Consider the following 24,432-nt stretch of genomic DNA (forward strand, 5'->3'; position numbering starts at 1 on the left):
AGGGTGAAGGGGTAGTGACGTAGCGTTCCCTTCGTGATGGAGTCGCCGCTGCCCACCGTCCCGGGCGCGTCCCCGGAGCCGAGCCGGGAGCCGGCGCCGGACGCTCCCGTGGAGGGTGCGCCGCGGTTGCCCGTGCCGGCCGGGCTCGGCCGCTTCCTGCTGCTGCTCACCGCCTTCGTCTGCGCCGCCTGCGGCCTGGTCTACGAGCTGGAACTGGTGGCCCTGGCCTCGTATCTGACGGGGGACTCGGTCACCCAGGCGTCCGTGGTGCTGTCGCTGATGGTCTTCGCCATGGGCATCGGATCCCTGCTCGCCAAGCGATTGCGCTGCCGGGCCGCGGTCGGGTTCGGGGCGATCGAGGCGGTGCTGGCGCTGGTCGGCGGGGGCTCGGCGATGGCGCTGTACGCGTGCTTCGCCTGGGTCGGCCGCCCCTGCCTCGCGCTGGTGGGCTTCTCCCTGGCCATCGGGGTGTTGATCGGCGCCGAGGTGCCGCTGTTGATGACGCTGATCCAGCGGGTGCGGCGACAGGACGCGGGCGGCGCGGTGGCCGATCTGTTCGCGGCCGACTATGTGGGCGCGCTCGTCGGCGGACTGGCCTTCCCCTTTCTGCTGCTGCCCGCGCTGGGGCAGCTGACCGGGGCGCTGCTGACCGGCGCGGTCAACGCGATCGCGGGTGGGGTGCTGGTGCTGTGGCTCTTCCGCGGCGACCTGACGGCGCGGGCGCGCTGGACGCTGGTGGTGGCCAACCTGCTGGTCCTCTCCCTGTTGGCCGTCGGCGCCGTGCTGACCGGCCCCTTCGAGAGGGCCGCGCGGCGGGCGGTGTACGGGGCGGAGGTGCGGCTGGCGCTGGACACCCCGGTCCAGGAGGTGGTGCTGACCGGGGGCGGGGGCACCGGGCGGCCGCTGTCCCTCTTCCTCGACGGGCGGCTGCGGTTGAGCGGGCGGGACGCCCATCGCTACGGCGAGGCGCTGGTGCACCCGGCGATGGCCGGCCCGCACCGCCGGGTGCTGGTGCTGGGCGGCGGCGACGGGCTCGCGGCGCGGGAGATCCTGCGGTACGCGGGCGTGGAGTCGGTCACCGTCGTCGAACGCGACGCGGAGCTGGTCGAGTTGGCCCGCACCCACCCCGAACTGTCCGCCCTCAACGCCGGGTCGCTCGCCGATCGGCGGGTGCGCGTGGACATCGGGGACGCCTTCGCCTGGCTGCGGGCGCGGGGGCCCACACACGACGGCTACGACGTGGTCGTCTCCGACCTCCCCGAGCCCGGTCCGACCGACACCGCCAAGCTCTACTCCCAGGAGTTCTACGGGCTGGTGCGGCGGGTGCTCGCGCCCGGCGGGCGGCTGGTGGTCCACGCGGGCGCCCTCAGCGCACGGCCGCGCGCGTACTGGACGGTCGACGCCACGATCCGGTCGGTGGGACTGCACCCCGTGCCGTACACGGTCGGTGGTCGGGTGCCCGTCCGTGCCGGTCGGCTGGAACGCTTCTCCTCGGCCGACGCCCCGGACGACTGGGCCTTTCTGCTGGCCGGTCGCGCCCGTCCCGAGCTGCGGCTGCCCGCATGGGCGCCCGCCCTCCGCTCGCTGACCGAGGAGGCGCTGTGGGCGGGCCGGCGCGGTGCGGCCCGGGAGCGCGTGGCCGGGCTGCCCGTCTCCACCCTGATGCATCCGCGCTACCGGGGTTGAGCCGCGCCGCCGCCCCCGTCCGACGGGGGCGGCCGGGGCCGTTGGTACGAAAGTCCGGGTGGGTGCGGCACTGGTGCGGGGGATCGTGGGTAGTCTCGGTTGTCATGGAGCATGAGGTGTTCGTGCCGTACCCCGTCGGCACCGTCCGCCGGGCCCTGTCCGACCCGGCCCGCGTCGCCCGTAGCATCCCCGGGCTGCATCGGGACCCCGACGCCTCGGCGGACGATGCGATCGCCGGGCGGCTGCGCATCCGCGTCGGCGGCTCCACGATCACCTATCGCGGGGTGTTGCGGGTGGCCGGGCACGAGGGTGTGTTCACCGCCGAGGGCGAGGGCACCGAGGCGCGGGGGAACGGCTCCGCGCGGATCTCCTTGACGATCGTCCCGAAGCCGGCGGAGGGCGGGACGCTGCTGGTCTGCTCCGGGACCGCGCACAGCGAGGGCCGGCTGTCCGAGGCCGGCGCGGAGTCGGTGGACGCGGTCGCGCGTCGACTGCTGGATCGTTTCGGGACCGGGCTCACGGCGGATCTGGAGGCCCATCCGGAGGCGGTCGCGGGCGAGTCCGCCTCCCTCTTCGACGCCGATGTGCCGCCGCCCTCCCTGGACCCACGCGTCGGCGAGGTCGTGGAGGGGGTGGACGGCTTCGACGGCTTCGAGGAGACGGGCGAGGAGCCCCCGGCCGAGGCCGCGCACGCCCGCCGCACGATGATCGGCCGCTCCACCGAGGAGGTCGACCACGCGCCCCCGCGCGGCCGGTACGCCCCGGTGCCCGCGCCCGAGGCCGCGCCGGCCTCGCTCGCCCTGCGCTGGGCGGCTCCGGCCGCCGCGCTGGTGCTCGCGTCCGCGGTCGTGGTGGGCCGCCGGGTGTTGCGCCGCCGCCGCTGAGCGCCTGCTACCTCGGCGTCCCCCGGGCGCCTAGAGTCGACCCGTGACCATCGACGACTCCACGCAAGGCTCCCCGGGGGCCACGGGTGTTCGGCTCACGGCCGGCGACGCCGAACTGACCGTGCTGCCGGACCACGGCTGCCGCATCGGCTCGTTGCGGATCGGCGGCATGGAAGTGCTGCGCCAGGGGGCCGAGTTCGGTGCCTTCCCGATGGTGCCGTGGTGCGGACGGGTGGAACTCGGGCAGTTCCGCAACGGCGGCGAGCGGCACCAGCTTCCCGTCAACGCCCCGCCCCACGCCATCCACGGCACCGGTCGGGACACCGCCTGGCGCACGGCGCGGGCGGACGGGGCGAGCGCGGTCTTCACCTACGAGCTCGCCGAGCCCTGGCCGTACCCGGGCCTGGTCACGCAGGTGTTCGAGCTGGCCGAGGGCGGCCTGACGATCACGATGAGCGTGGAGGCGACCGGCGACTCCTTCCCGGCGCAGGCCGGCTGGCACCCGTGGTTCCTGCGCAACCTGGGGCGGGGCGGCTCGGACGTCGAGCTCTCCTTCACCCCCGAGTGGCAGGAGGAGCGGGGCGACGACCATCTGCCCACCGGCCGCCGTATCGCTCCCCGCCCCGGGCCGTGGGACGACTGCTTCGGCATGCCGGAGGGCGTGGACACCACCCTCACCTGGCCGGGCGAGCTGGAGCTGAAGGTCACCAGCCGCAGTGAGTGGGTCGTCGTCTTCGACGAGCTGGAGGAGGCGGTGTGCGTCGAGCCGCAGTCCGGTCCGCCCAACGGGCTGAACACCCTGCCGCGCCTGGTCACCCCCATCGACCCGCTGGAGATGTCCACGACGTGGCGCTGGCGCGCACTGGCCTGACGGCCGGCCGTGAGCGCTTAAGCTCGTGCGTATGAGCGATGCCCGTGACGCCCTGCTTCAGCAGATCAAGGACAAGGCCGTGGTCCACGGCAAGGTCACCCTCTCCTCCGGGCTGGAGGCCGACTACTACATCGATCTGCGCCGGATCACCCTCGATGCCGAGGCCGCGCCGCTGGTCGGGCAGGTCATGCTCGACACCACGGCCGACCTGGAGTACGACGCCGTGGGCGGGTTGACCCTGGGCGCGGACCCGGTGGCCACGTCGATGCTGCACGCCGCCGCGGCGCGCGGGCGCAAGCTCGACGCCTTCGTGGTGCGCAAGGCGCAGAAGACCCACGGCATGCAGCGCCGGATCGAGGGCCCGGACATCAAGGGCCGTCGGGTGCTGGTGGTCGAGGACACCTCCACCACCGGTGGCTCCCCGTTGACCGCGGTGGAGGCGGCCCGGGAGGCCGGCGCCGAGGTGGTCGCGGTCGCGACGATCGTGGACCGCGGCGCGGCCGGGGCGATCGAGGAGGCGGGCCTGCGCTATGTGCCCGCGTTCCAGCTGGCCGATCTTGACCTCGGCTGACGGGGCTCTGAGCTGGGGCTTTACCAAGGGGCGGGGTGTTTCACGTGAAACACCCCGCCCCTTTGTGATGCCCGGGCAGTGCGCCGTCTGGAGCAAATGAAGGAGTCTGGGAAGATGGGCCGGACGACGACGTCGCCCACCGGTTAGGTCAGGGCCAAGAACCACACCCCGCCACATCACAAGGAGCGGACAGATGCCCATCGCATCCCCCGAGATCTACAACGAGATGCTTGACCGGGCGAAGGCAGGCAAGTTCGCCTACCCGGCGATCAATGTGACCTCGACGCAGACGCTGCACGCCGCACTCCGTGGTTTCGCCGAGGCTGAGAGCGACGGCATCATCCAGATCTCCACCGGTGGCGCCGAGTTCCTGGGCGGGCAGTACAGCAAGGACATGGTGTCCGGTGCGGTCGCCCTCGCCGAGTTCGCGCACGTGGTCGCCAAGAAGTACCCGGTGAACATCGCGCTGCACACCGACCACTGCCCGAAGGACAAGCTCGACGGCTACGTCCGTCCGCTGCTGGCCATCTCGCAGGAGCGCGTCGCGGCCGGCCAGAACCCGCTCTTCCAGTCCCACATGTGGGACGGCTCCGCGGAGAAGCTCGACGACAACCTGGCCATCGCCCAGGAGCTGCTCGCCGAGGCGGTCAAGGCCAAGATCATCCTTGAGGTCGAGATCACCCCGACCGGTGGCGAGGAGGACGGCGTCACCCACGAGATCAACGACGAGCTCTACACCACCGTCGCCGACGCGGAGCGCACCGCCGAGGCGCTGGGCCTGGGCGAGAAGGGCCGCTACCTGCTGGCCGCCTCCTTCGGCAACGTCCACGGCGTCTACAAGCCGGGCAACGTCGTGCTCCGCCCGGAGCTGCTCCGTGACCTCCAGGACGGCATCGCCGCCAAGCACGGCAAGGCCGACCCGTTCGACTTCGTCTTCCACGGCGGCTCCGGCTCCACCGAGGAGGAGATCCGCACCGCGCTGGAGAACGGCGTCGTGAAGATGAACCTCGACACCGACACCCAGTACGCCTTCACCCGTCCGGTCGCGGACCACATGTTCCGCAACTACGACGGCGTCCTGAAGATCGACGGCGAGGTCGGCGACAAGAAGACCTACGACCCGCGCAGCTGGGGCAAGCTGGCGGAGAAGGGCATGGCCGAGCGCGTCACCAAGGCGTGCGCGGACCTGCGCTCCACCGGTACCAAGCTGAAGTAACGCCTCGCGCGCCCGCACAGGGGCCCGGCCGCCGCCCGGCGGCCGGGCCTTCGTGCGTCCGGTGCGGCCGGGCCCTCGTGCGTCCGGCGGCCGGGTCCCCGGTGTCGTCCGGCGGGCCGGCCCGCGTGACGTGGGCGGGGATGCGGCCGGCCACCGCGCACACCGCGCCCCCGCGAGGCATCATCCCCCTATGAGCGACACCGTCGCCGGCGCACTGCGGCTCGCCCAGCCGCGGGGCCGCTGGGTGCTGCTGACCGCCGTGCTCGGATCCGGGATGGCGATGCTCGACAGCACGGTGGTCAATGTCGCGCTGCCCCGCATCGGGGAGGACCTCGACGCCGACCTGGCGGCGCTCCAGTGGACCGTCAACGCCTACATGCTCACGCTCGCCGGCCTGATCCTGCTCGGCGGCGCGCTGGGCGACCGCTTCGGGCGGCGGCGGATCTTCGTGGTCGGCGTGGTCTGGTTCGCGCTGGCCTCGCTGCTGTGCGGGCTGGCCCCCAGCGCCGGGGTGCTCATCGCCGCTCGCGCCCTCCAGGGCATCGGCGGTGCCCTCCTCACCCCCGGCTCCCTGGCGCTGATCCAGGCCAGCTTCCACCCCGACCAGCGGGCCCGCGCGGTCGGCGCCTGGTCCGGGCTCGGCGGCGTCGCCGCGGCGGTCGGACCGTTCCTCGGCGGCTGGCTGGTGGACGGGCCGGGCTGGCGCTGGGTGTTCTTCCTCAACGTGCCGCTGGCCGCCGTCTGTGTGCCCGTCGCGCTCCGGCACGTCCCCGAGAGCCGCGACCCCGACGCCGGCGGTCGCTTCGATGTCGCGGGCGCCGTGCTCGGCGCGCTCGCGCTGGGCGCCGTCACGTACGCCCTGATCGCCGCGCCCGAACAGGGGCCCTCCCCGGCGGTGATCGCCTCCGGCGTCGGCGGGCTGCTGCTCGGGGCCGCGTTCGTCGTGCTGGAGCGACGGCTCCCCGCCCCCATGCTGCCGCCGCGGATCTTCCGCTCCCGGCAGTTCACCGCGGTCAACACCGTCACCCTGTGCGTCTACGCCGCCTTCAGCGGCTTCTTCTTCCTCTCCGTGCTCCAGCTCCAGGTCGTCCTCGACTACTCGGCGCTGGCCGCCGGCACCGCGCTGCTCCCGACCACCCTGCTGATGCTGCTGCTCTCCGCGCGCTCGGGCGAGCTCGGCCAGCGGATCGGGCCCCGCATCCCGCTCACGGTGGGTCCGCTGCTGTGCGCGGTCGGGATCCTGCTGATGACGCGGGCCGGGCCCGGCGCCTCGTACTGGACCGTGATCCTGCCCGCGCTGCTGGTCCTCGGCGCCGGCATGGTCCTGCTGGTGGCCCCGCTGACCGCCACCGTCCTGGCCTCCGTCGAGGTGGCGCGCGCCGGGCTCGCCAGCGGCGTCAACAACGCGGTCGCCCGAGCCGCCGGGCTGATGGCCGTCGCCGCGCTGCCGCTGCTCGCCGGGATGGGGCCGGAGGCGTACCGGGAGGCCGACGCGTTCGACGCCGCCTTCGTCAGGGCCATGCTGATCTGCGCCGGCCTGCTGGTCCTGGGGGCGCTGATCGCCTGGTGCACGGTCCGCGACGACGTGCTGGAGGAGAAGCCCGCCCCCGCGCCCGCCCCCGCCCCCGGCGAGGCGGTCCCGGCCAGCGAGGGGCGGCCGGCGGCCGGGACCCCGGAGGCCGGCGAGTGCGAGGAGCACTGTCACCTCGAGTGCACCTACCACTGCGGTGTGGTGTCCCCGCCGCTGGACCCGGGCGAGCGGCCCCGCCCGGGCCGCGCGCGCGAGCCGTAGCCGCCGGCCGGGCCCGCCGTCGACGCACCGGCCTCACGGGCCCGTACCGGCCCCCACCCGCCCCCACCGGCCCGTACCCGTGGGGTACGCGACGCGTCCGTCCGGCCCCCGGTCCGGCAGACTGGAGGTCATGGCCATTCACGAGAACCTGCTCGGGGGACCGCCCCCGACCCACCTGCCCGACGACCCCGAGCCGCGTGAGCTGCTCGCGTCCGGCGCGGCCCCCGCCGAGGTCGCCGCGAAGTACCCCACATCCTCGCTGGCGTGGGCGCAGCTCGCCGACGACGCCTTCGAGGCCGGGCGGGTCGTCGAGTCCTACGCGTACGCCCGCACGGGCTACCACCGGGGGCTGGACGCGCTGCGCCGCAACGGCTGGAAGGGCCACGGGCCGGTGCCGTTCGAGCACGAGCCGAACCGCGGCTTCCTGCGGTCGCTGCACGCGCTCGCCCGCGCCGCCCAGGCCATCGGGGAGCAGGAGGAGTACGAGCGCTGCGCCACGTTCCTGCGGGACAGCTCGCCGACCGCGGCGGACACCCTCTCCTGAACCCGTCCGGGTCAACGCCGAGGGCGTTTTCCGCTGCTGAGCGTTTTCAAGCGAACACAAGCGAACGTGTCCGATGACCGTCCGCATTCGGGGCCTGCCTGTTCCGTATATCGATCAGGCAGGCCCTTGTCGTACGCGCTCGCGGCACGCATGATGCGCATGGGCACGCTGGTCCGGCCGGACGCGTGGCCCGAGAGGGGACCGGGGCTCCGATGCCGAGAAGGAAGGGGCGGACCGCTACCCGGACGCACGCTGTACTAGGAGACAGTGATGTCGCACGACCCCGACGTGTACGAAGCCGAGCCGGTGGCGGACGCCGTACCGGGCGCCGACTCCGAGACGCCGAACCTCGACTTCGAAGGAACCACTCCCTACGAGGACTACGTGAAGGCGTCCGTCCTCACCCATCTCCAGCACCCGCTCTCCGACGACCCGGGCGAGATGGTGTTCCTGGTGACGACCCAGGTGATGGAGTTGTGGTTCACCGTCATCGTCCATGAGTGGGAGACCGCGGCCAAGGCGCTGCGCGAGGACGACCTGCCGGCCGCGATGGCCGCGCTGCTCCGCTCCACCCATGAGCTGGAGGCGCTCAACGCCTCCTGGAAGCCGCTGGCGCGACTGACGCCGGCGCAGTTCAACGGCTACCGCTCGGCGCTCGGCGAGGGCTCCGGGTTCCAGTCCGCGATGTACCGCCGGATGGAGTTCCTGCTCGGGGACAAGGCCGCGTCGATGCTCGTCCCGCACCGGGGCTCGCCGCGGGTCCACGCCGAGTTGGAGAAGGCGCTCGCCGAGCCCAGCCTCTACGACGAGGTGCTGCGCTACCTGGCCCGCCGGGGCTTCGAGATCCAGGAGTCCGTCCTGGAACGCGACCTCACCCAGCGCTACCAGCCCGATCCGTCGGTCGAGGCCGCCTGGCAGCGGATCTACTCCGAGCCCGCCCTGGCCACCGGCCTCGGCGGTGGCGAGCTCGCCCAGCTGGGCGAGGCGCTCACCGAGGTCGCCGAGCTGGTGTGGCGCTGGCGCAACGACCACCTGGTGGCCACCCGGCGCGCGATGGGCGCCAAGACCGGCACCGGCGGTTCGGCGGGCGTGGCCTGGCTGGAGAAGCGGGCCGGCAAGCACGTCTTCCCCGAGCTGTGGACGGCGCGCAGCCATGTCTGAGAACTCCACGAACGAGCTCGTCGCGGAGGCGGCCCGCCTGGACGACGGCGATGAACTCGCCAAGCTCCGCGAGCGCTTCGCCCTCGACGACGACACCGTCTACCTCGACGGCAACTCGCTGGGCGCGCTGCCGCACACCGTCGCCCCGCGGCTGGCGGAGGTCGTCACCCACGAGTGGGGGCGGCTGCGCATCCGGTCCTGGGACGAGAGCGGCTGGTGGACCGCACCGGAGCGGGTCGGCGACCGGGTCGGCCGGCTGATCGGGGCCGCACCGGGCCAGGTGGTCGTGGGCGACTCGACCAGCGTCAACGTCTTCAAGGCGGTGGTCGCGGCCGTGCGGATCGCCCAGGAGGACGCCCGCGGGGACAACCGGGGGGACATCGTCCGTGACGAGATCCTCGTCGACGAGACGACCTTCCCCACCGACGGCTACATCGCCCGCTCGGCGGCGCGGCTGACCGGTTGTGAGCCGCGGCCCCTGCCACCCGGCGAGATCGCGGCCGCGGTGGGTCCGCGCACCGCCGTCGTGCTGGTCAACCACGTCGACTACCGCACGGGCCGGCTGCACGACCTGCCCGGCATCACCGCCGCCGCGCGGGCGGCCGGGGCGCGCGTGGTGTGGGACCTCTGCCACAGCGCGGGCGCGCTGCCGGTGGACCTGGACGCCCATGGCGTCGACTTCGCCGTGGGGTGCACGTACAAGTACCTGAACGGCGGGCCCGGCTCGCCGGCGTACCTGTACGTGGCGCGGGAGCTCCAGCCGCGCTTCGACTCCCCGCTGCCCGGCTGGAACTCGCACGCCGACCCGTTCGGGATGGACCCGGCGTACCGGCCGGCCGACGGGGCGCTCCGCGGCCGGGTCGGCACCCCCGACATCCTGTCGCTGCTCGCCCTGGAGGCGGCGCTGGACGTCTGGGACGGCGTCACCGTCGAGGCGGTGCGCGCCAAGAGCCTGGCCCTGACGGACTTCTTCCTCTCCTGCGTCGAGCGTCACGTCCCGGCCGGGAGGGTGGAGTCGGTCAGCCCCGCCGCGCACGCCGAGCGCGGCAGCCAGGTCTCGCTCCGCTGCCTTGACGCGGCTGCGGTGATGGCCGAGCTCATCCGGCGCGGCGTGGTCGGCGACTTCCGCCGCCCCGACGTGCTGCGCTTCGGCTTCACCCCGCTGTACACCTCCTTCGCCGACGCGGAGCGCGCCGCGCGCGTGCTCGGCGAGGTGCTGCGGGACGTCGGGGAGGTGGGCTGACCGTGCCGCCCGAGCCGGACTCCGAGGCCGCGGCTCCCGCGCTGTCGGCCGCCGCGCAGGCGGCGGTCGCCGACGCGGTCGCCGACGCGGCGGAGGAGGCGTCCGCCTTCGCGCATCCGCCCGTGGCGCCGGACGCCACCGGCTCGTACGGCCCGCACCCGGACCAGGTGGTGGACTTCCATCTGCCACCGTCTGACGCGGCGTCCGCGCCCGCGCCCCTCGTGGTCCTCTTCCACGGGGGCGCGTGGCGCTCCCCCTACGACCGTCTCCACATCTCGCCGCTGGCCGCCTTCCTCGCCGGCCGAGGGCTGGCCGTCGCGTCGGTGGAGTACCGGCGAGGGCCGGCCTCGGAGGCGAGGACCCCGGGTACGGGCGCGGCGCCCCGGCCCCGGGCGGGCCGGTGGCCGGAGACCTTCGACGACCTCGCCGCGGCGGTGGACGCCGTGCCGAGGCTGGTGGCCGAGCTCGGGCTGACCGGGGTGGACGCCGGACGGATGGTGCTGTGCGGGCACTCGGCGGGCGGGCACGCCGCGCTGTGGGCGGCGGCGCGGCATGTGCTGCCGGCCGACGCGCCGTGGCGCGCCCCGGCCGCGGCCCCGGCCGTACGTGGCGTGGTGGCCCTCGCTCCGATCGCCGACTTCGCGGTCGCGCGGGAGCTGGGCGTGTGCTCCGACGCGGTCGACGAACTGCTCGACGGGGAGGCGGCCCTGCCGCGGCGGCTGCCGTACGCCGACCCGGCCGCGCTGCTGCCCACCGGCGTGCCGACGACGATCGTGCAGGGCGCTCGGGACGCCGACGTGCCCGCGCGGGTCGCGGAGGCGTTCGCGGCCGCGGCGGAGCGTGCCGGACAGCCGGTGCGGCTGACGCTCCTGGCAGACGTGGGGCACTTTCCGCCGATCGACCCCGCGACGGCGGCCGCCCGCACCGTGGCTGACGAGATCGAGGGGATCGTCCGGCGATACGCTCCCGGAGCATGAACACCGTCGCCGACTTCGACCCGTGGTCCCCGTCGTTCACGGCGGACCCGTATCCGGTCTACGCGAGCCTGCGCGAGCGCGGCCGCGCGCACTGGTTCGAGCCCGCCCGGCAGTGGCTGATCCCGCACTACGACGACGTCAGCGCCCTGTTGCGGGACCGCAGGTTGGGGCGGACGTATCTGCACCGCTTCAGCCACGAGGAGTTCGGGCGGACCGCTCCGTCCGCGGCGCACGGCCCCTTCCACACGCTCAACGGCAGCGGCCTGCTCGACCTCGAAGGGGAGGACCACACCCGGATCCGCCGGCTGGTCGCCAAGGCGTTCACCCCGCGTACGGTCGAGCGGCTGGTGCCCACCATCCGGCGGTTGGCCGAGGAACTGGTGGACGACCTGGTCGCGCGGGGCGGCGGGGACCTGATCGCGGCGGTCGCCGAGCCGCTGCCGGTGGCGGTGATCGCCGAGATGCTGGGCATCCCGGAGTCGGACCGGGGGCTGCTGCGGCCGTGGTCGGCGGACATCTGCGGGATGTTCGAACTGAACCCGAGCGAGGAGACCGCGCGCCGCGCGGTGAGCGCCTCGCTGGAGTTCACCGCGTATCTGCGGGACCTGATCGTCGAACGCCGTCGCTCGCCGGGTGAGGACCTGGTCAGCGCGCTGATCGCGGCCCACGACGCGGAGGACCGGCTCACCGAGCAGGAGATGATCTCCACCTGTGTGCTGCTGCTGAACGCGGGACACGAGGCCACGGTCAACTCCACCGGAAACGGCTGGCTGACCCTCTTCCACCATCCGGAGCAGCTGGCCCGGCTGCGCGCGGCACCGGAGGCGCTGCTGGCGCCGGCGATCGAGGAACTGCTGCGCTACGACACGCCGTTGCAGATGTTCGAGCGCTGGGTGCTGGAGGACATCGAGGTCGGTGGCACGGTCATCCCGCGCGGCAGCGAGGTGGCGCTGCTCTTCGGCTCCGCCAACCGCGACCCGGCCCGCTTCGAGCGCCCGGACGAGCTGGACCTGTCCCGCGCGGACAATCCGCACATCACCTTCGGCGCCGGCATCCACTACTGCCTCGGCGCACCGCTGGCCCGCCTCGAACTCGCCGCCTCCTTCGGCACCCTGCTGCGCCGCGCCCCGCGGCTGCGGCTGGCGGCGGAGCCGGAGTGGACGGGGTTCGTCATCCGCGGGCTGCGGGAGCTGCGGGTCGAGGTGTGAGCGTGCCGGGTTCCTGTCCACAGCCTGTGGACAAGAACCCGGACTTCGGCGCGCCGGAGGTCACGCCCCGGGTCACGCCCCCATGTCGCGACGCCGCAGCGCGGCCAGGCCGGTCACGGCGAACGCCGTCGCCAGGGCCGGCAGCCAGACGAACGGGGCGGCGGAGACGTCGGCGCCCGGCAGCTTGGGGAGATGGCCGTAGGGCGACAGGTTCAGGACCGCCCGGGGGAGGTCGAGGGCCGGGCCGAGCCAGCCGACGGCGATGCACGCGCCCACCACGCCCCAGGTGGCCGGGGCCAGCCTGGGTAGCGCGCCGACGATCAGCGTGGCCAGCCCGGCGAACGTCCACACCGCCGGGACCTGCGCCAGCGCCGCGCCGAGCACCCGCGGGAGCTGCCCGCCGAGGTCGTCGGCGGCGAGCCCGTAGGTCAGTCCCATCGCCGTGCCGCCGACCGCGAGCACCGCGGCCGAGCCGGCGAAGGCGATGAGGAGGTGGCCGGCCGCCCAGCGCAGCCGGCTCAGCGGCAGGGCCAGCAGCGGCTCCGCGCGTTCGCCGGTCTCCTCACCGCGCAGCCGCAGCACCGCGCCGGTCGCGTACAGCGCGCAGAGCAGGCCGAGCGAGGTGACCAGGGAGGCCAGGAAGGCGTCGGCGAGGCCCTGTTGTCCCCCCATCCGCTCGAACAGCTCGCGCGTGCTCTCGTTGTCGCCGACCAGCTCGTCAGCGCCGTTCGCGAGGGATCCGAAGACGGCGCCGGCCAAGGCGAAGCCGAGGGCCCAGCCGAGCAGGGTGCCGCGCTGGAGCCGCCAGGCCAGTCCGAAGGCGCCGCCGAGCGAGCGGCCCGCGGCGGCCGGGCCGGGGCGGGGCGGGAAGAAGCCGGCGCCGAGGTCGCGGCGGCCGACCAGCGCGTAGGCCGTGCCGGAGGCCACCGCCGCGAGCAGCAGCGGGAGCAGCAGCACCCACCAGCGCTCGTCCCCGTACGGGCGCACCGACGCGGCCCAGCCCAGCGGGGTGAACCAGCTGAGCGGGGAGGTGGTGCCCGGGGTGTCCTGGGCGGCGTCGCCCGCTCCGCGCAGCGCGAAGGCCAGACCCACGAGGGCGCCGGACAGCCCCCTGGCCAGCCGGGTGTTCTCGGTGAGCTGGCAGACCACGACCGCCAGGCCCGCGAACGCCATGCCGGTGGTCGCGACGGAGAGGCCGAGCGCCACGGCGCCGCCGCCACCGGCGCCGAGGGCGGCCATCCCGAGGGCCACCAGCGCCCCCGCGGCGACATCGGCGACGGCGGCGGTGAGCAGGGCGCAGGTGAGCGGGGCGTGCCGGCCGACCATCGCGGAGGAGAGCATCTCCTGACGGCCCGACTCCTCCTCCTCACGGGTGTGGCGCACCACGATCACCAGGCTCATCACGCCGGCCAGCACGGCCGCGTAGCCGCCCACCCGCCATGTGGCCAGTCCGCCGAGCGAGTCGTCGTACAGCACCCCGTACAGCGCGCGCAGCGAGCCGTTGGCGCTCATGTCCCGTGCGAAGTCGGCCCGCTCGGCCGCCGTGTCGTAGAGGTTCTTGAAGGAGTCGGCGGTGCCGAGCACCATCAGGGCGATGGCGAAGACCCACACCGGGACCATCACCCGGTCGCGGCGCAGGGCGAGCCGCAGCAGCCGGCCGGTGCCCGCGAGCTCGTCCGAGCGGCGGGTGGCCCGGGGGTGGGCGTGATACGGGGAGACGGCGCTCATCGGGCGGTCCCCGCTTCGCGCACCGCGTCAGCGTCCTCGTCGGCGTAGTGCCGCAGGAAGAGCTCCTCCAGCGTGGGCGGGCTGCTGATCAGGCTGCGCACCCCCGACTCGCCGAGCCGGCGCAGCACCCCGTCCAGCTTGTCGGTGTCCACCTGGAGCCGCACCCGCCGGCCCTGGACGGTCAGGTCGTGGACGCCGGGGAGGGTGGAGAGCCCGTCGGGCGGGCCGGCCAGCTCGGCGGTGACCGAGGTCCGGGTGAGGTGGCGCAGGTCGGCGAGCGATCCGGACTCGACCGTGCGCCCCTTGCGGATGATGCTGACCCGGTCGCACAGCGCCTCCACCTCGCTGAGCACATGGCTGGAGAGCAGCACGGTGCAGCCGCGGTCCCGGGCCTCGCCGACGCACCGCTGGAAGACCTCCTCCATGAGCGGGTCGAGGCCGGAGGTGGGCTCGTCCAGGATCAGCAGCGAGGCGTCCGAGGCGAAGGCGGCCACCAGGGCGACCTTCTGCCGGTTGCCCTTCGAATAGGTGCGGCCCTTCTTCGTCGGGTCGAGCTCGAAGCGCTCCAGCAGCTCGGCGCGGCGCGTCCGGTCCAGGCCGCCGCGCAGCCGCCCGTAGAGGTCGATCACCTCGCCGCCGCTGAGGTTGTGCCACAGCGTGACGTCTCCGGGCACGTACGCCACATGGCGGTGGAGCGCGACCGCCTCGCGCCACGGGTCGACCCCGAGCACCTGGGCGGCGCCGCGGTCGGCGCGTATCAGGCCGAGGAGGACCCGGATGGTGGTGGACTTCCCGGCGCCGTTGGGGCCCAGGAAGCCATGCACCTCGCCGGTCTCGACGCTCAGGTCGAGACCGTCCAGCGCATGGGTCCGGCCGAAGGACTTGCGCAGGCCGGACACGGTGATAGCCGTCGTCATGGTTCTGAAGTTACTGTGGTTTCACAAATTTGTGAAGATAAGAAAGTGTTTAAACTTAGGGCGGCTCAGCGGTGGTGCGAGAGTGGGCGGCGAAGGGTGGCGGAGATGGCGGAGAGGGCGCACGAGCGGGATGAGGACGCGGTGTCGCGCTTCGTCGAGCGGTTCGCGGGCGAGCTGGCCGACGCCGGGATGCAGCGGATGGCGGCCCGGGTCTTCGCGGCGCTGCTCGCCTCCGACAGCGGGACCCTGACCTCGGCCGAGCTCGCCGAGCGGCTCCAGATCTCCCCGGCGGCGGTCTCCGGCGCGATCCGCTACCTCAGCCAGGTCCACATGGTCGGCCGGGAGCGCGACCCCGGTTCTCGGCGCGACCGCTACCGACTGCACAACGAGCTCTGGTACGAGACCTTCACCCGCCGCGACCAGTTGTTGAGCCGCTGGGAGTCCACCCTGCGGGACGGCGCAGCGTCGCTGGGACCGGGCACTCCGGCCGGTGAGCGGGTGGCTGAGACGGCGGCCTTCTTCGAGTTCCTCCAGGGGGAGATGCTCTCGATGATGGACCGCTGGCGCGCGTACCAGGCCGCCCGCCGCGAGGCTCTCGCGGCGACACCCGCGACCGCCGCCGCACCCGGGCTTGCCGCGTCCGACACCGTCGCAGCCGAGATCGCCGGGTCCGAGGTCCTCGCGTCCGAGTCCGGCGCGGGCCCGCACCCCCGGGCCACGGCCGCCCGGGAGGGCTGAGCCGGCTCGCCTCGGTGCGGCGCGCCGCCCGCGCGGTGCGCTCCCGCGGCCGCGCGGCTCTCCTCCGCGTCCGCACGGCCGCGCGGACGCGCCGCCCGGGTTACGGGTGCGGAACCAGCAGGCGCAGCGCCTCGCCGAGGACCGTCCAGGTGCGGGTGCGGACCGGGCCCGCGATGTGCGCGTCCGCGCGGTAGCGGAAATCGGGGCCGGAGACGGTGATCGCGCGGGCCCTGGCCCGCACCGGGGCCTCGGCGGCGTGCGAGCGGACCAGCACCTCCGCCAGGCCCGCGCCGGGCGTGGAGACCGTGATCCGCTCCACCGGCTGGTCGAGGTCGGCCAGCAGCACGCCGTCCGCCTCCACCCGCAGCCGCTGCCCCGGCTCCCGGCCGCGGCGGCGCGCGGTTCCGGGGCCGAGACCCGGCACCGGGAGGGTGAGCAGCGCCAGCGCGGAGCGCGCGGTGCGGGCGGCGGGGGACCACCAGGCGTGGTGCCGGTCCGCCGCCGATCCACCGCCGCCGTCGGACCCGGACGGCCCGCCGGTCCCGGCGAGGCCGTCGTCGCCGACACCGGGCTCGGGCGACGCGGCGTCCGGCGTCACGCCCCCGCGCCGCTCCCCGTCCCCGGGCCGGTCCCGGTCCCGTGCGCCGGGGATCCCGCGCGGGCCAGGCCCGCCCGCGCGGTCGCCGTCGTACGTCCGGTCGGGGGAGCCGTCCCCGGTCCCGTGCGGTGGGGAGGCGGCGCCGCCCCGCGGATACGCCCCGTACCCGCCGTGCCCCGCACCGTCCTCGACGTCGTCGGCGTAACCGTCCTGGTCCGGATGGGCGGCGCGCCGGTCATGGCCGTCGAACGGCGGGTCGTAGGCGCCGTACGCGGCGCCGCCCGAGGGAATGTGCAGACCGCCGAGGACCACTCCGCCGCTGTCGTCCACCAGCACGTCCAGCCGGCGCTCCCGGCCGTCCAGGACCGTGCGCGCGGCGGCCACGGCGCCGGTGGGCACGCCGAGTGAACGCGCGAGTGCCACCGAGGGCGACGTGCCGACCGGGACCATGGAGAGCGCCGCGTCCGCGAGCTCGCGGTGTTGGTGCAGAAGCCGCACGACGTGCAGCAACGCGCGGTCGTCGCCGATCACGACGGGGCGCCGGCTGCCCCTGCGGGCCAGCGCCCGCGCCACCTCGGCCGGCCCGTCCGGAAGAAGGATTTTCGTCTGTGCGCCGGCACACAGAACATCTTTCGCGATCCGCACGGATTCGCCGTCGACACGGCGCGCGAGCGGGTCGATGATCACGAGTAGCGGGGACTCCCGGACGTCGGGGGGAGAGTCTCCGGCAGGGTCTGGAGCCGACACCTCGGTCCTTCCTCAGGTAATCTCTCGGTGCAAGAGCCCCTGTCGCTGTTGCGCCAGGGGCTTCGTCTATCCGGGGCACCGGTTCGACGGCTCTTGTGGTGGCACAGCCACTGCGCACGTTGGACATGCCCCGCCCGGAAGGGGTGTACGCCTGTGCCCGCACTTGTGCTGCTCGGTGCTCAGTGGGGTGATGAGGGCAAGGGAAAGGCCACCGACCTGCTCGGCGGCTCAGTGGACTACGTGGTGCGCTACCAGGGTGGCAACAACGCCGGCCACACGGTCGTCGTCGGCGACCAGAAGTACGCGCTTCACCTCCTCCCTTCCGGAATCCTCTCGCCGGGGTGTACCCCGGTCATCGGCAACGGCGTCGTCGTCGACCCGGCGGTCCTGCTCTCCGAGCTGAGCGGGCTGAACGAGCGTGGCGTCGACACGTCCAAGCTGCTGCTCAGCGGTAACGCGCATCTGATCACTCCGTACCACACGACCATCGACAAGGTGACGGAACGCTTCCTCGGAAAGCGGAAGATCGGCACCACCGGGCGCGGCATCGGCCCGACGTACGCCGACAAGATCAACCGAGTCGGCATCCGCGTCCAGGACATCTTCGACGAGTCGATCCTCCAGCAGAAGGTGGAGGCGGCTCTCGATTTCAAAAACCAGATCCTCGCCAAGCTCTACAACCGGCGCGCGATCACCGTGGAGCAGGTCGTCGAGGAGCTGCTGGCCTACTCGGACCAGCTGCGGCCCTTCGTCACCGACACCACGCTGGTGCTGAACAACGCCATCGACGAGGGCAAGGTCGTGCTCTTCGAGGGCGGCCAGGGCACCCTGCTCGACGTCGACCACGGCACGTACCCCTTCGTCACCTCCTCCAACCCGACCGCCGGCGGCGCCTGCACCGGCGCCGGCGTGGGCCCGACGAAGATCAGCCGCGTCATCGGCATCCTGAAGGCGTACACCACGCGCGTCGGCGCGGGTCCGTTCCCGACGGAGCTGTTCGACGAGGACGGCGAGAAGCTGCGCACCATCGGCCACGAGCGCGGTGTGACCACCGGCCGGGACCGGCGCTGCGGCTGGTTCGACGCGGTCATCGCGCGCTACGCCACCCGGGTCAACGGCCTCACCGACTTCTTCCTCACCAAGCTGGACGTGCTCACCGGCTGGGAGCAGATCCCGGTGTGTGTGGCGTACGAGATCGACGGCCGGCGGGTCGAGGAGCTGCCGTACAGCCAGACCGACTTCCACCACGCGAAGCCGATCTACGAGATGCTGCCGGGCTGGTCCGAGGACATCAGCAAGGCCAAGTCCTTCTCCGACCTGCCGAAGAACGCGCAGGCGTATGTGAAGGCCCTGGAGGAGATGTCGGGCGCGCCGATCTCGGCGATCGGCGTCGGCCCGGGCCGGGACGAGACGATCGAGATCAACTCGTTCCTGTCCTAGCCCCCGGGCACCGGCCCCTCGAAGCACAGGGGCCTTCGGGCGCATGAGAAACGGCGCGCCGGCCGACAGCAGTCGGCCGGCGCGCCGTTTCCCGTTCCGGGCGGCCGCGGTGGGCGGTCAGTCGAGGCGGGTGAAGGTCACGGTGCCGGTCTCGCTGGTGTTGGAGTCGACGTACTGGAACCGCAGCTTGTTCGCGCCGGCCGTGGTGAAGGTGTGCGCCTCCTCCGGGGTGCAGCTGTCGACCGGCGTCTCCTTGACGACCTCCTCGGTGCTGAGGCGGAGTCCGTCCTCGGCCACCGAGACCAGCCGCATGTTGCCCTCGCAGTCGGCCTTGTCGCTCTGCCAGGAGGTCTCGGCCACCGGGGTGCCGTGGACGCCCTGCTTGATGACGAGCTTCAGGATCGCGTTCTTCTCGCCGTACGCGTCCTTCGCCTGCCAGGTGCCCAGGTAGGCGTCGGGGATCGGGGTGTCGTCCTGCGCGACCCGGCGCAGCGTGGCCTCGCCGGAGTCGTCCTTGCGGCTCCAGGCGATCGAGCCGTCGTCGCGCAGCTTCAGGGTCTGCTCGCCGATCGGGCTGCAGGAGCCCTCGGGCACGCTGGTGGTCACGTCGGTGTCGATGACGAGCAGGCTCTCCACCGACTTCAGGGTGCCCGCGCCCTGGCAGAACGACTCGTCGGTCGAGGTCAGCGTGTCGGCGACCTGCGAGCCGATGGTGCCCTGGGCGAGCACGATCCGGCGGACCTTGCCGGTCGGCTCGTCGTTCTCGTAGATCTCGCCCTCCCACGCGCCCAGGTAACCCTGCGGGACGTCACCGGTGGTCGCGGGGCGCGTGGCCGCGTCGGACGGCGAGGACGAGGCGGAGGGGGTGGCGGGCGACTTCGGGTCGCCGGTGGCCGGGCCGCTGCTCGCCGAGGTCTTGCCCTTGGGCTTGGCCTGGTCGTCCTTGTCCTTGTCGTTCCCGCGCAGCACCGCCACCGCGGCCACGCCCGCGATCAGCAGCGTCGCCACGGCGGCCGCCGTCACGATGAGCGCGGTGCGCTTGCGCCGCTTCGCGGGCGGGGCGGGCGGGGTGGGGCCGCCGACGACCGGGCCGAGGGGCGTCGATCCGCCCGGCGGGGTGTGCCCCTCCCCGCCGGAGGCCGCGAACGACGCCATGGCGGGCGGGCCGAAGCCGGGCGGAGGCGTGGACACGGGCTCACCGGCGGACGCGGCGCCGGCCGGGACGGCGCCGGCCGGGACGGCGGCCGCGGGTGTGGCGCCCCCGGCGGCCGAAGGGGCCTGCGGGGTCTGCGGAGCTTGCGGGGCCTGAGGGGCCTGCGGGGTCGGCGCCGGGGGGCCGGCCGGTGTGCCGTGGGCGGCCGCGGGAGTTCCGCCGCCGGCGGCCGGCGGCGTGGCCGGTCCGGCGGGGGTGCTCGGCGTGCTCGGCACCGGCTGTCCGGACGGCGGGTTCGCGAACCCGTGCGGCGTGGCGGCTCCGGCGGGGGCGCCGGGAGACGCGGCCGGGGTCGCGGGCTGGGCCACGGGCTGGGCCACGGGGGTGGCCGGCGGCGCCGCGTGGGCCGCGGGCGCTGCCGCCGGCGGCGTGGCGGGCTGGGCCACGGGTGCGCCGGACGGCGGGGTGTGCGGGGTGTGCGGGGTGGCGGCGGCCGGGGTCGCCGGTGTGGCCGGGGTCGCGGGGGCGGCCGGGGTGTCGTTCTGCGGCGTGGCCTGGCCCGCGGCGGGCGTGGCCGGCGGCGCGCCGCCCGGCGGGGTGTGCGGGTGCGGCGGGGTGGCCGGCGCCGCCGGCGGGGTGAGCGGATACGACGTCGGGGCCGCCGGGGCCGCCGGGGCAGCCGGTGGCGGCGGAACGGTCGGCGGCGGGGGCGTGGCCGGCGCCGACGCCGAGGGAGCGGCCGAGGGCGGCGGGGGCGTCGCCGGGGCGGACGGAGGCGGCGGGGTGGCACCGGTGCCCGGCGGGGTCGTCGGGGGCGGCGGGACCGTTCCACCGCCGCCCGCGGTGGGCGGGGCGCCGGGCGGCGCGGGCACGCCCGGGTGTGCCGGGGCGGCGGGGGACTCCGCGTCGAGGAGCTCCACCGCGTGCCGGCCGAGCTGGGCGACGAGGCTGCCCGGCAGCCACGGCTCGCCCGGGTCCACCTCCTCGTCCTCCGGGGTGGCCGTGCGCTCCAGCAGCTCGTCCAGCGTGGGACGCGCCTCCGGGTCCTTGGCCAGACAGTCCGTCACCAGGTCCAGCAGCCCCTCGGGCAGACCGGTCAGGTCCGCCTCCTCCTGGGCGATGCGGTACATCACCGCGTGCACCCCGCTGGTGGCGGCGGCGAAGGGCTGCCGGCCGGTGGCCGCGAAGGCCAGCACCGAGCCGAGGCAGAAGATGTCGCTGGCCGGGGTGACCCGCTCGCCGCGGACCTGCTCGGGCGACATGAAGCCGGGGGAGCCGACGACCGCGCCACTGCGCGTCATGATGCCGTCGGTGACGGTCTCCAGGGCGCGCGCGATGCCGAAGTCGATGACGCGCGGCCCGTCGATGGTGACGAGGATGTTGGAGGGCTTCAGGTCACGGTGGATCAGACCGGCCCCGTGGATGTCCTGGAGCGCGCGGGTCAGCCCGTTGCCGAGGATCCGCACCGAGCGCTCCGGCAGCGGCCGGCCGCCTTCCGCTATGACCGCGTGCAGCGAGGGACCGGCGATGTAGCCGGTGGCGACCCAGGGCGTCGCCGCCTCGGTGTCGGCGTCGAGGACCGGTGCGGTCCACTCGCCACCCACCCGCTTCGCCGCCTTGACCTCCTGCTTGAAACGGCGTCGGAACTCCGGCTGTTGTGCCAGCTCGGTTTGGACGAGCTTGACCGCGACGGTGCGGCCGCGCGCCGAGTGAGCCAGGAACACCCGGCCCATACCGCCCGCGCCGAGGCGCCGCAGCAGCCGGTACTCACCGATCCAACGAGGGTCCTCCGCCCCCAGGTCTTCCATGTGCGCTGTTCCTTCCCTGTTCAACCCTCGCCGGACCCGCCTGAGAATATGAGGCGGCGGTGAGCATTGGGGACCACGCGCACAATCCGTTATCGGTTCCGTATTCTACGGAGTCACTTCCCCGGGAGGCTCCAGCGTGTCCAGCGCCCACGACAGCCGCCGTAGCGCCTCCGTCACCTCGCGCAACTCCTCTGCGCCGCCGAGCGCTTCGGCCAGCCGCCCGGCGAACTCGCGGTGTCCGGGCACGATCCGCCGCACCGCCGCGTAACCCTCCTCGGTCGGAGCCAGCAGCTTCGCCCGGCGATGGGCGGGGTTGGGGCGGTACTCGGCCAGCCCCGCCTCGACGAGGAGGTCCGCGACGCGCTGCACGCTCTGCCGGGTGATGCCCATCGCGCGGGCGATCCCGGCGACCGACAGCGGCTCGCCCAGCACGGCGCCGAGCACCTGCCAGCGGGCGGCGGTCAGCCCGGCGGGCGACGCCAGCCGCTCGGACACCGCCAGCAGTTGGCCGTTGAGCCGGAAGGTGGTGAGCGCGGTCGCGCTGAGCAGCGCCGGGACCTCGGCGGCGGCCGCGTCCGCGCCGGAAGCCGGCTCCGCCGCGGCGGCCCCCGGGGCGTCAGAAGTCGGCCGCGCGCCGGGAGTCCGTCCGGCCTGGGAGGCCGAGGCCGGCTGAGGGGCCCGCTCGGTGTCGGGAGTCCGCTCCGCCGCGGAGGCCGACGCGGCGTCAGACTGCCGCTCCGTTCGGGAGGCGCGTCGGGCCCGGGGTGCGTCGGCGCTCATCGCTGCGCCGCCTCGGCCAGCACGCCGAAGGCGCTCGCGTCCGAGGCGGAGAAGAGCCGGTACCAGGCGTCGAGCACCTCCGGTTCGTATACATCCAGCAGGGCCAGGACCTCCCGGGCGAAGGCCACCGGCTCGGTCGGGCCGGCCGTCACCAGATTCCCGTCCGTCACGGCCGCCGCTTCGCGATAGCGATCTCCGCCCTGATAGCCGGTGGCCGCGAGATACCCGGCGGCGCCGCTGGTGTGGTCCCGGTCGTCCAGCAGCCCCTCCCGGGCGAGGCCGGCCGTGGCGCCGCAGATCGCCGCCACCGGAACGTCCGCGTCCAGGAAGGCGCGGGCCGCGCGGGCGAAGGGGGCGTTGGTGTCGCCCGTGTCCCAGGTGGAGGCGCCCGGCAGGATCAGCAGGGCGCTGTCCTGGGGCCGCAGCGCGTCGACCGTCAGGTCGGGCTGGATCCGCATGCCGCCCATCGTCACCACCGGCTCCCCGCTCAGTCCGACGGTCGCGATGGCGAATCCGGCGCGCGGCGGGCGGTGGTAGGAGGTCTCGCGGATGTGGGCGGTGGCGAAGCCGACCTCCCAGTCGGCGAGCGCGTCGTAGACCGCCACATGCACCGTCTGCTGTCCCATTGCTCCTCCTCGGTAGCTCGTATGACAGTAGGCTGTCAAAAAGACAGGCTGCTGTCAATGCATGTTAAGAACTCGCTCATTCACCCTCCGGTTGCCTTCCGTTCACCTAAAGTTTCCTACGTTCTGTAGTCGAACCGACACGGAAAAGGGGATCCATGGAGTTCCTGCCGCAGCTCGGCGTTCATCTGGCACTCGACCTCGGAGCCGTATCCCTGCTGACCTTCGCGGTGTACTACCCCCGCCATCGGCGCCGCGACCTGATACCCGCCTACCTCGCGCTGAACGTCGCGCTGTTCGCCGTCGTCGCCGCGCTCGCGCGGGTCGGCGGCAACGGAGGCATGGCGCTGGGCTTCGGCCTCTTCGGCGTGCTGTCGATGATCCGGCTGCGCTCGGACGCCATCCAGCACGAGGAGGTGGCGTACTACTTCACCACCCTCGTCCTCGGTCTCATCTGCGGTCTGCCGCACCTGGGGCTCTCCGTCGCGGCCCCACTGGCCGCCCTGCTCCTGCTGGTGCTCTACGTCGCCGACCACCCCCGGCTGTACGCCCGCTCCCGGCGCACCGTCGTCACCCTCGACGCGGTGCACGAGGACCCCGCCGCGCTCCGCGCCGACCTCGCCCGACGGCTCGGCGAGCCGCTCCACTGGACGGTCATGGAGGTCGACTTCGTCCGCGACCTGACCGTCGTCGACGTGCGCTACCGCGAGCACCTGCCGGTGCCGCGGGCCGCCCGCGCCGACCACCCCGGGCCGGCCGAACAGTCCGCCCCGGGCCGTCGTCCCGGCCGGGTCGCCCCCACCTGGGAGGCGGCGTGACCACGCCGGTGGCGCCGCCGCCGGAGCCGGCGGCGGTCAGCGGGCCCATCCAGGGCGCGCGCCCCATCTCGCTCGCCGAGGTCAACGAGCGCTCCGCGCTGCTCGCCCGGATCGACCGCTGCTACCTGGTGCCCGCCACGGTCTTCACCGCACTCGCGGCGCACCTGACCGCCCCGGACCGCCCCGGCGGCCCCTTCCGGGCGCTCACCATCGACGGACGGCGCTGGTTCCGCTACCACTCCGTCTACTACGACACCCCCGGCCTCCGCTCGTTCCACGACCACCGCCAGGGGCGCCGGTTGCGCTTCAAGATCCGGGAGCGGGTCTACCAGGACTCCGGGGAGCGGCAGTTCGAGATCAAGCTCAAGGGCGGGCGCGGGGAGACGGTCAAACAGCGGTGCCCGCTCACCGGCGCGGCCACCCCGCTGGACGCCCCGTTCCGCGCCTTCCTCGCCGACGCGCTGGAGCGCGCGTACGGCATCGAGCCGCCCGCGGAGCTGCGCCCCTCCCTCACCACCGACTACCGGCGGGCCACGCTGGTGGCCGACGGCGAGCGCGTCACCTGCGACACCGGGCTGATCTGCCGGGACGTCCCGCTGGGCGCCGCCGTCCACTGCGACAGCGATCTGGTCCTGGTGGAGACCAAGACGGCCGGGCACCTCACCGAGGCCGACCACTTCCTGCACGCCCACGGGGTGCGGCCAGCCGTCTTCACCAAGTACTGCGGGGCGCTGGCCGCGCTGCGCCCGGCGCTCCCCGGCAACCGCTGGCGTCGCGCCGCCCGCCGCGCCTTCCCGCGCTGGGCGGGAGCGCTCCCCGCGCCGTGCGGGGACGTGCGCTGAGGTTCGGCGGGAGCCGTTTTCCCGCGGCGAGCGGGGACGTGCGCTGACACTCGGCGGGAGCCCTTTCCACGCTGAACGGGAGCCGCG

21 protein-coding genes and 1 pseudogene are annotated in these 24,432 nt (G+C 74.2%); 16 read left to right on the forward strand and 6 right to left on the reverse strand.

Annotated elements, in window-relative coordinates; all coding sequences use genetic code 11:
- Window positions 1-36 precede the first annotated feature (36 nt).
- The 11 genes from LRS74_RS17500 (at window position 37) to LRS74_RS17550 (ending at window position 12,153) form a co-directional block, all read left to right on the forward strand.
- The gene (locus LRS74_RS17500; RefSeq protein WP_277744798.1) at window positions 37-1,686 is read left to right on the forward strand and encodes a polyamine aminopropyltransferase; all 1,650 of its coding nucleotides are present in this window, start codon (window positions 37-39) and stop codon (window positions 1,684-1,686) included.
- 104 nt (window positions 1,687-1,790) lie between these two features.
- On the forward strand, window positions 1,791-2,570 hold the full coding sequence (locus LRS74_RS17505) for an SRPBCC family protein (protein WP_277741879.1): 780 nt from the start codon (window positions 1,791-1,793) through the stop codon (window positions 2,568-2,570).
- A gap of 43 nt (window positions 2,571-2,613) precedes the next feature.
- The gene (locus LRS74_RS17510; protein ID WP_277741880.1) at window positions 2,614-3,441 is read left to right on the forward strand and encodes an aldose 1-epimerase; all 828 of its coding nucleotides are present in this window, start codon (window positions 2,614-2,616) and stop codon (window positions 3,439-3,441) included.
- 31 nt (window positions 3,442-3,472) lie between these two features.
- Window positions 3,473-4,012, forward strand: a complete 540-nt coding sequence (gene pyrE, locus LRS74_RS17515; RefSeq protein ID WP_144383288.1) for an orotate phosphoribosyltransferase — start codon at window positions 3,473-3,475, stop codon at window positions 4,010-4,012.
- A 175-nt stretch (window positions 4,013-4,187) separates the two neighbouring features.
- Window positions 4,188-5,228 carry a class II fructose-bisphosphate aldolase gene (gene fbaA, locus LRS74_RS17520; protein ID WP_277744799.1) on the forward strand — a complete coding sequence of 347 codons (1,041 nt, stop codon included), beginning with the start codon at window positions 4,188-4,190 and terminating at the stop codon, window positions 5,226-5,228.
- Window positions 5,229-5,418: 190 nt separating this feature from the next.
- Complete coding sequence (locus LRS74_RS17525) at window positions 5,419-7,020, forward strand: MFS transporter (protein ID WP_277741881.1); 1,602 nt, start codon at window positions 5,419-5,421, stop codon at window positions 7,018-7,020.
- Window positions 7,021-7,150: 130 nt separating this feature from the next.
- The gene (locus LRS74_RS17530) at window positions 7,151-7,564 is read left to right on the forward strand and encodes a DUF3151 domain-containing protein (RefSeq protein ID WP_277741882.1); all 414 of its coding nucleotides are present in this window, start codon (window positions 7,151-7,153) and stop codon (window positions 7,562-7,564) included.
- A 270-nt stretch (window positions 7,565-7,834) separates the two neighbouring features.
- Window positions 7,835-8,725: a tryptophan 2,3-dioxygenase family protein gene (locus tag LRS74_RS17535; RefSeq protein WP_277741883.1), complete on the forward strand. Its 891-nt coding sequence runs from the start codon at window positions 7,835-7,837 to the stop codon at window positions 8,723-8,725.
- Window positions 8,718-9,968, forward strand: coding sequence for a kynureninase (kynU, locus tag LRS74_RS17540; protein WP_277741885.1), 1,251 nt, complete (start codon window positions 8,718-8,720; stop codon window positions 9,966-9,968). The genes LRS74_RS17535 and kynU overlap by 8 nt, the downstream gene beginning before the upstream one ends.
- 41 nt (window positions 9,969-10,009) lie before the next feature.
- Window positions 10,010-10,945, forward strand: coding sequence for an alpha/beta hydrolase (locus LRS74_RS17545; RefSeq protein WP_277744800.1), 936 nt, complete (start codon window positions 10,010-10,012; stop codon window positions 10,943-10,945).
- The gene (locus tag LRS74_RS17550; protein ID WP_277741886.1) at window positions 10,942-12,153 is read left to right on the forward strand and encodes a cytochrome P450; all 1,212 of its coding nucleotides are present in this window, start codon (window positions 10,942-10,944) and stop codon (window positions 12,151-12,153) included. Before LRS74_RS17545 ends, LRS74_RS17550 begins: the two co-directional genes overlap by 4 nt.
- Before the next feature lie 72 nt (window positions 12,154-12,225).
- Here the strand turns inward: LRS74_RS17550 and LRS74_RS17555 are convergent, their stop codons facing one another.
- Both LRS74_RS17555 and LRS74_RS17560 read right to left on the reverse strand, forming a co-directional pair.
- Window positions 12,226-13,881, reverse strand: a complete 1,656-nt coding sequence (locus tag LRS74_RS17555) for an ABC transporter permease (protein ID WP_277741887.1) — start codon at window positions 13,879-13,881, stop codon at window positions 12,226-12,228.
- A complete protein-coding gene (locus LRS74_RS17560; RefSeq protein ID WP_277741888.1) occupies window positions 13,878-14,798 on the reverse strand; it encodes an ABC transporter ATP-binding protein in 921 nt (306 codons plus the stop codon). The genes LRS74_RS17555 and LRS74_RS17560 overlap by 4 nt, the downstream gene beginning before the upstream one ends.
- A gap of 105 nt (window positions 14,799-14,903) precedes the next feature.
- Between LRS74_RS17560 and LRS74_RS17565 the strand changes: the two genes are divergently transcribed.
- Window positions 14,904-15,536 (forward strand): MarR family transcriptional regulator, encoded by a 633-nt coding sequence (locus tag LRS74_RS17565; protein WP_277741889.1) that lies wholly within the window; start codon window positions 14,904-14,906, stop codon window positions 15,534-15,536.
- Between the two features lie 100 nt (window positions 15,537-15,636).
- Here the strand turns inward: LRS74_RS17565 and LRS74_RS17570 are convergent, their stop codons facing one another.
- Complete coding sequence (locus LRS74_RS17570) at window positions 15,637-16,632, reverse strand: hypothetical protein (protein WP_277741890.1); 996 nt, start codon at window positions 16,630-16,632, stop codon at window positions 15,637-15,639.
- A gap of 3 nt (window positions 16,633-16,635) precedes the next feature.
- On the opposite strand from LRS74_RS17570, the gene LRS74_RS17575 reads away from it, so the two are divergent.
- Entirely contained in the window at window positions 16,636-16,827 is a 192-nt protein-coding gene (locus LRS74_RS17575) for a hypothetical protein (protein ID WP_277741891.1), read from the forward strand.
- Between the two features lie 207 nt (window positions 16,828-17,034).
- Window positions 17,035-18,321: an adenylosuccinate synthase gene (locus tag LRS74_RS17580; RefSeq protein WP_277741892.1), complete on the forward strand. Its 1,287-nt coding sequence runs from the start codon at window positions 17,035-17,037 to the stop codon at window positions 18,319-18,321.
- Between the two features lie 1,473 nt (window positions 18,322-19,794).
- Here the strand turns inward: LRS74_RS17580 and LRS74_RS17585 are convergent.
- The 3 genes and pseudogenes from LRS74_RS17585 to LRS74_RS17595 form a co-directional block, all read right to left on the reverse strand.
- Window positions 19,795-21,282 (reverse strand): annotated as a pseudogene (locus tag LRS74_RS17585) (serine/threonine-protein kinase); the annotation flags it as partial.
- 105 nt (window positions 21,283-21,387) lie between these two features.
- Window positions 21,388-21,831 (reverse strand): MarR family transcriptional regulator, encoded by a 444-nt coding sequence (locus LRS74_RS17590; RefSeq protein WP_277744801.1) that lies wholly within the window; start codon window positions 21,829-21,831, stop codon window positions 21,388-21,390.
- Between the two features lie 227 nt (window positions 21,832-22,058).
- Window positions 22,059-22,688, reverse strand: coding sequence for a DJ-1/PfpI family protein (locus tag LRS74_RS17595; protein ID WP_277741893.1), 630 nt, complete (start codon window positions 22,686-22,688; stop codon window positions 22,059-22,061).
- A 155-nt stretch (window positions 22,689-22,843) separates the two neighbouring features.
- On the opposite strand from LRS74_RS17595, the gene LRS74_RS17600 reads away from it, so the two are divergent.
- Both LRS74_RS17600 and LRS74_RS17605 read left to right on the forward strand, forming a co-directional pair.
- Complete coding sequence (locus tag LRS74_RS17600) at window positions 22,844-23,503, forward strand: DUF4956 domain-containing protein (protein ID WP_277741894.1); 660 nt, start codon at window positions 22,844-22,846, stop codon at window positions 23,501-23,503.
- The gene (locus LRS74_RS17605) at window positions 23,500-24,345 is read left to right on the forward strand and encodes a polyphosphate polymerase domain-containing protein (protein ID WP_277741895.1); all 846 of its coding nucleotides are present in this window, start codon (window positions 23,500-23,502) and stop codon (window positions 24,343-24,345) included. The genes LRS74_RS17600 and LRS74_RS17605 overlap by 4 nt, the downstream gene beginning before the upstream one ends.
- Window positions 24,346-24,432: the final 87 nt, after the last annotated feature.

It is taken from the genome of Streptomyces sp. LX-29 (assembly GCF_029541745.1).
Lineage (GTDB): Bacteria > Actinomycetota > Actinomycetes > Streptomycetales > Streptomycetaceae > Streptomyces.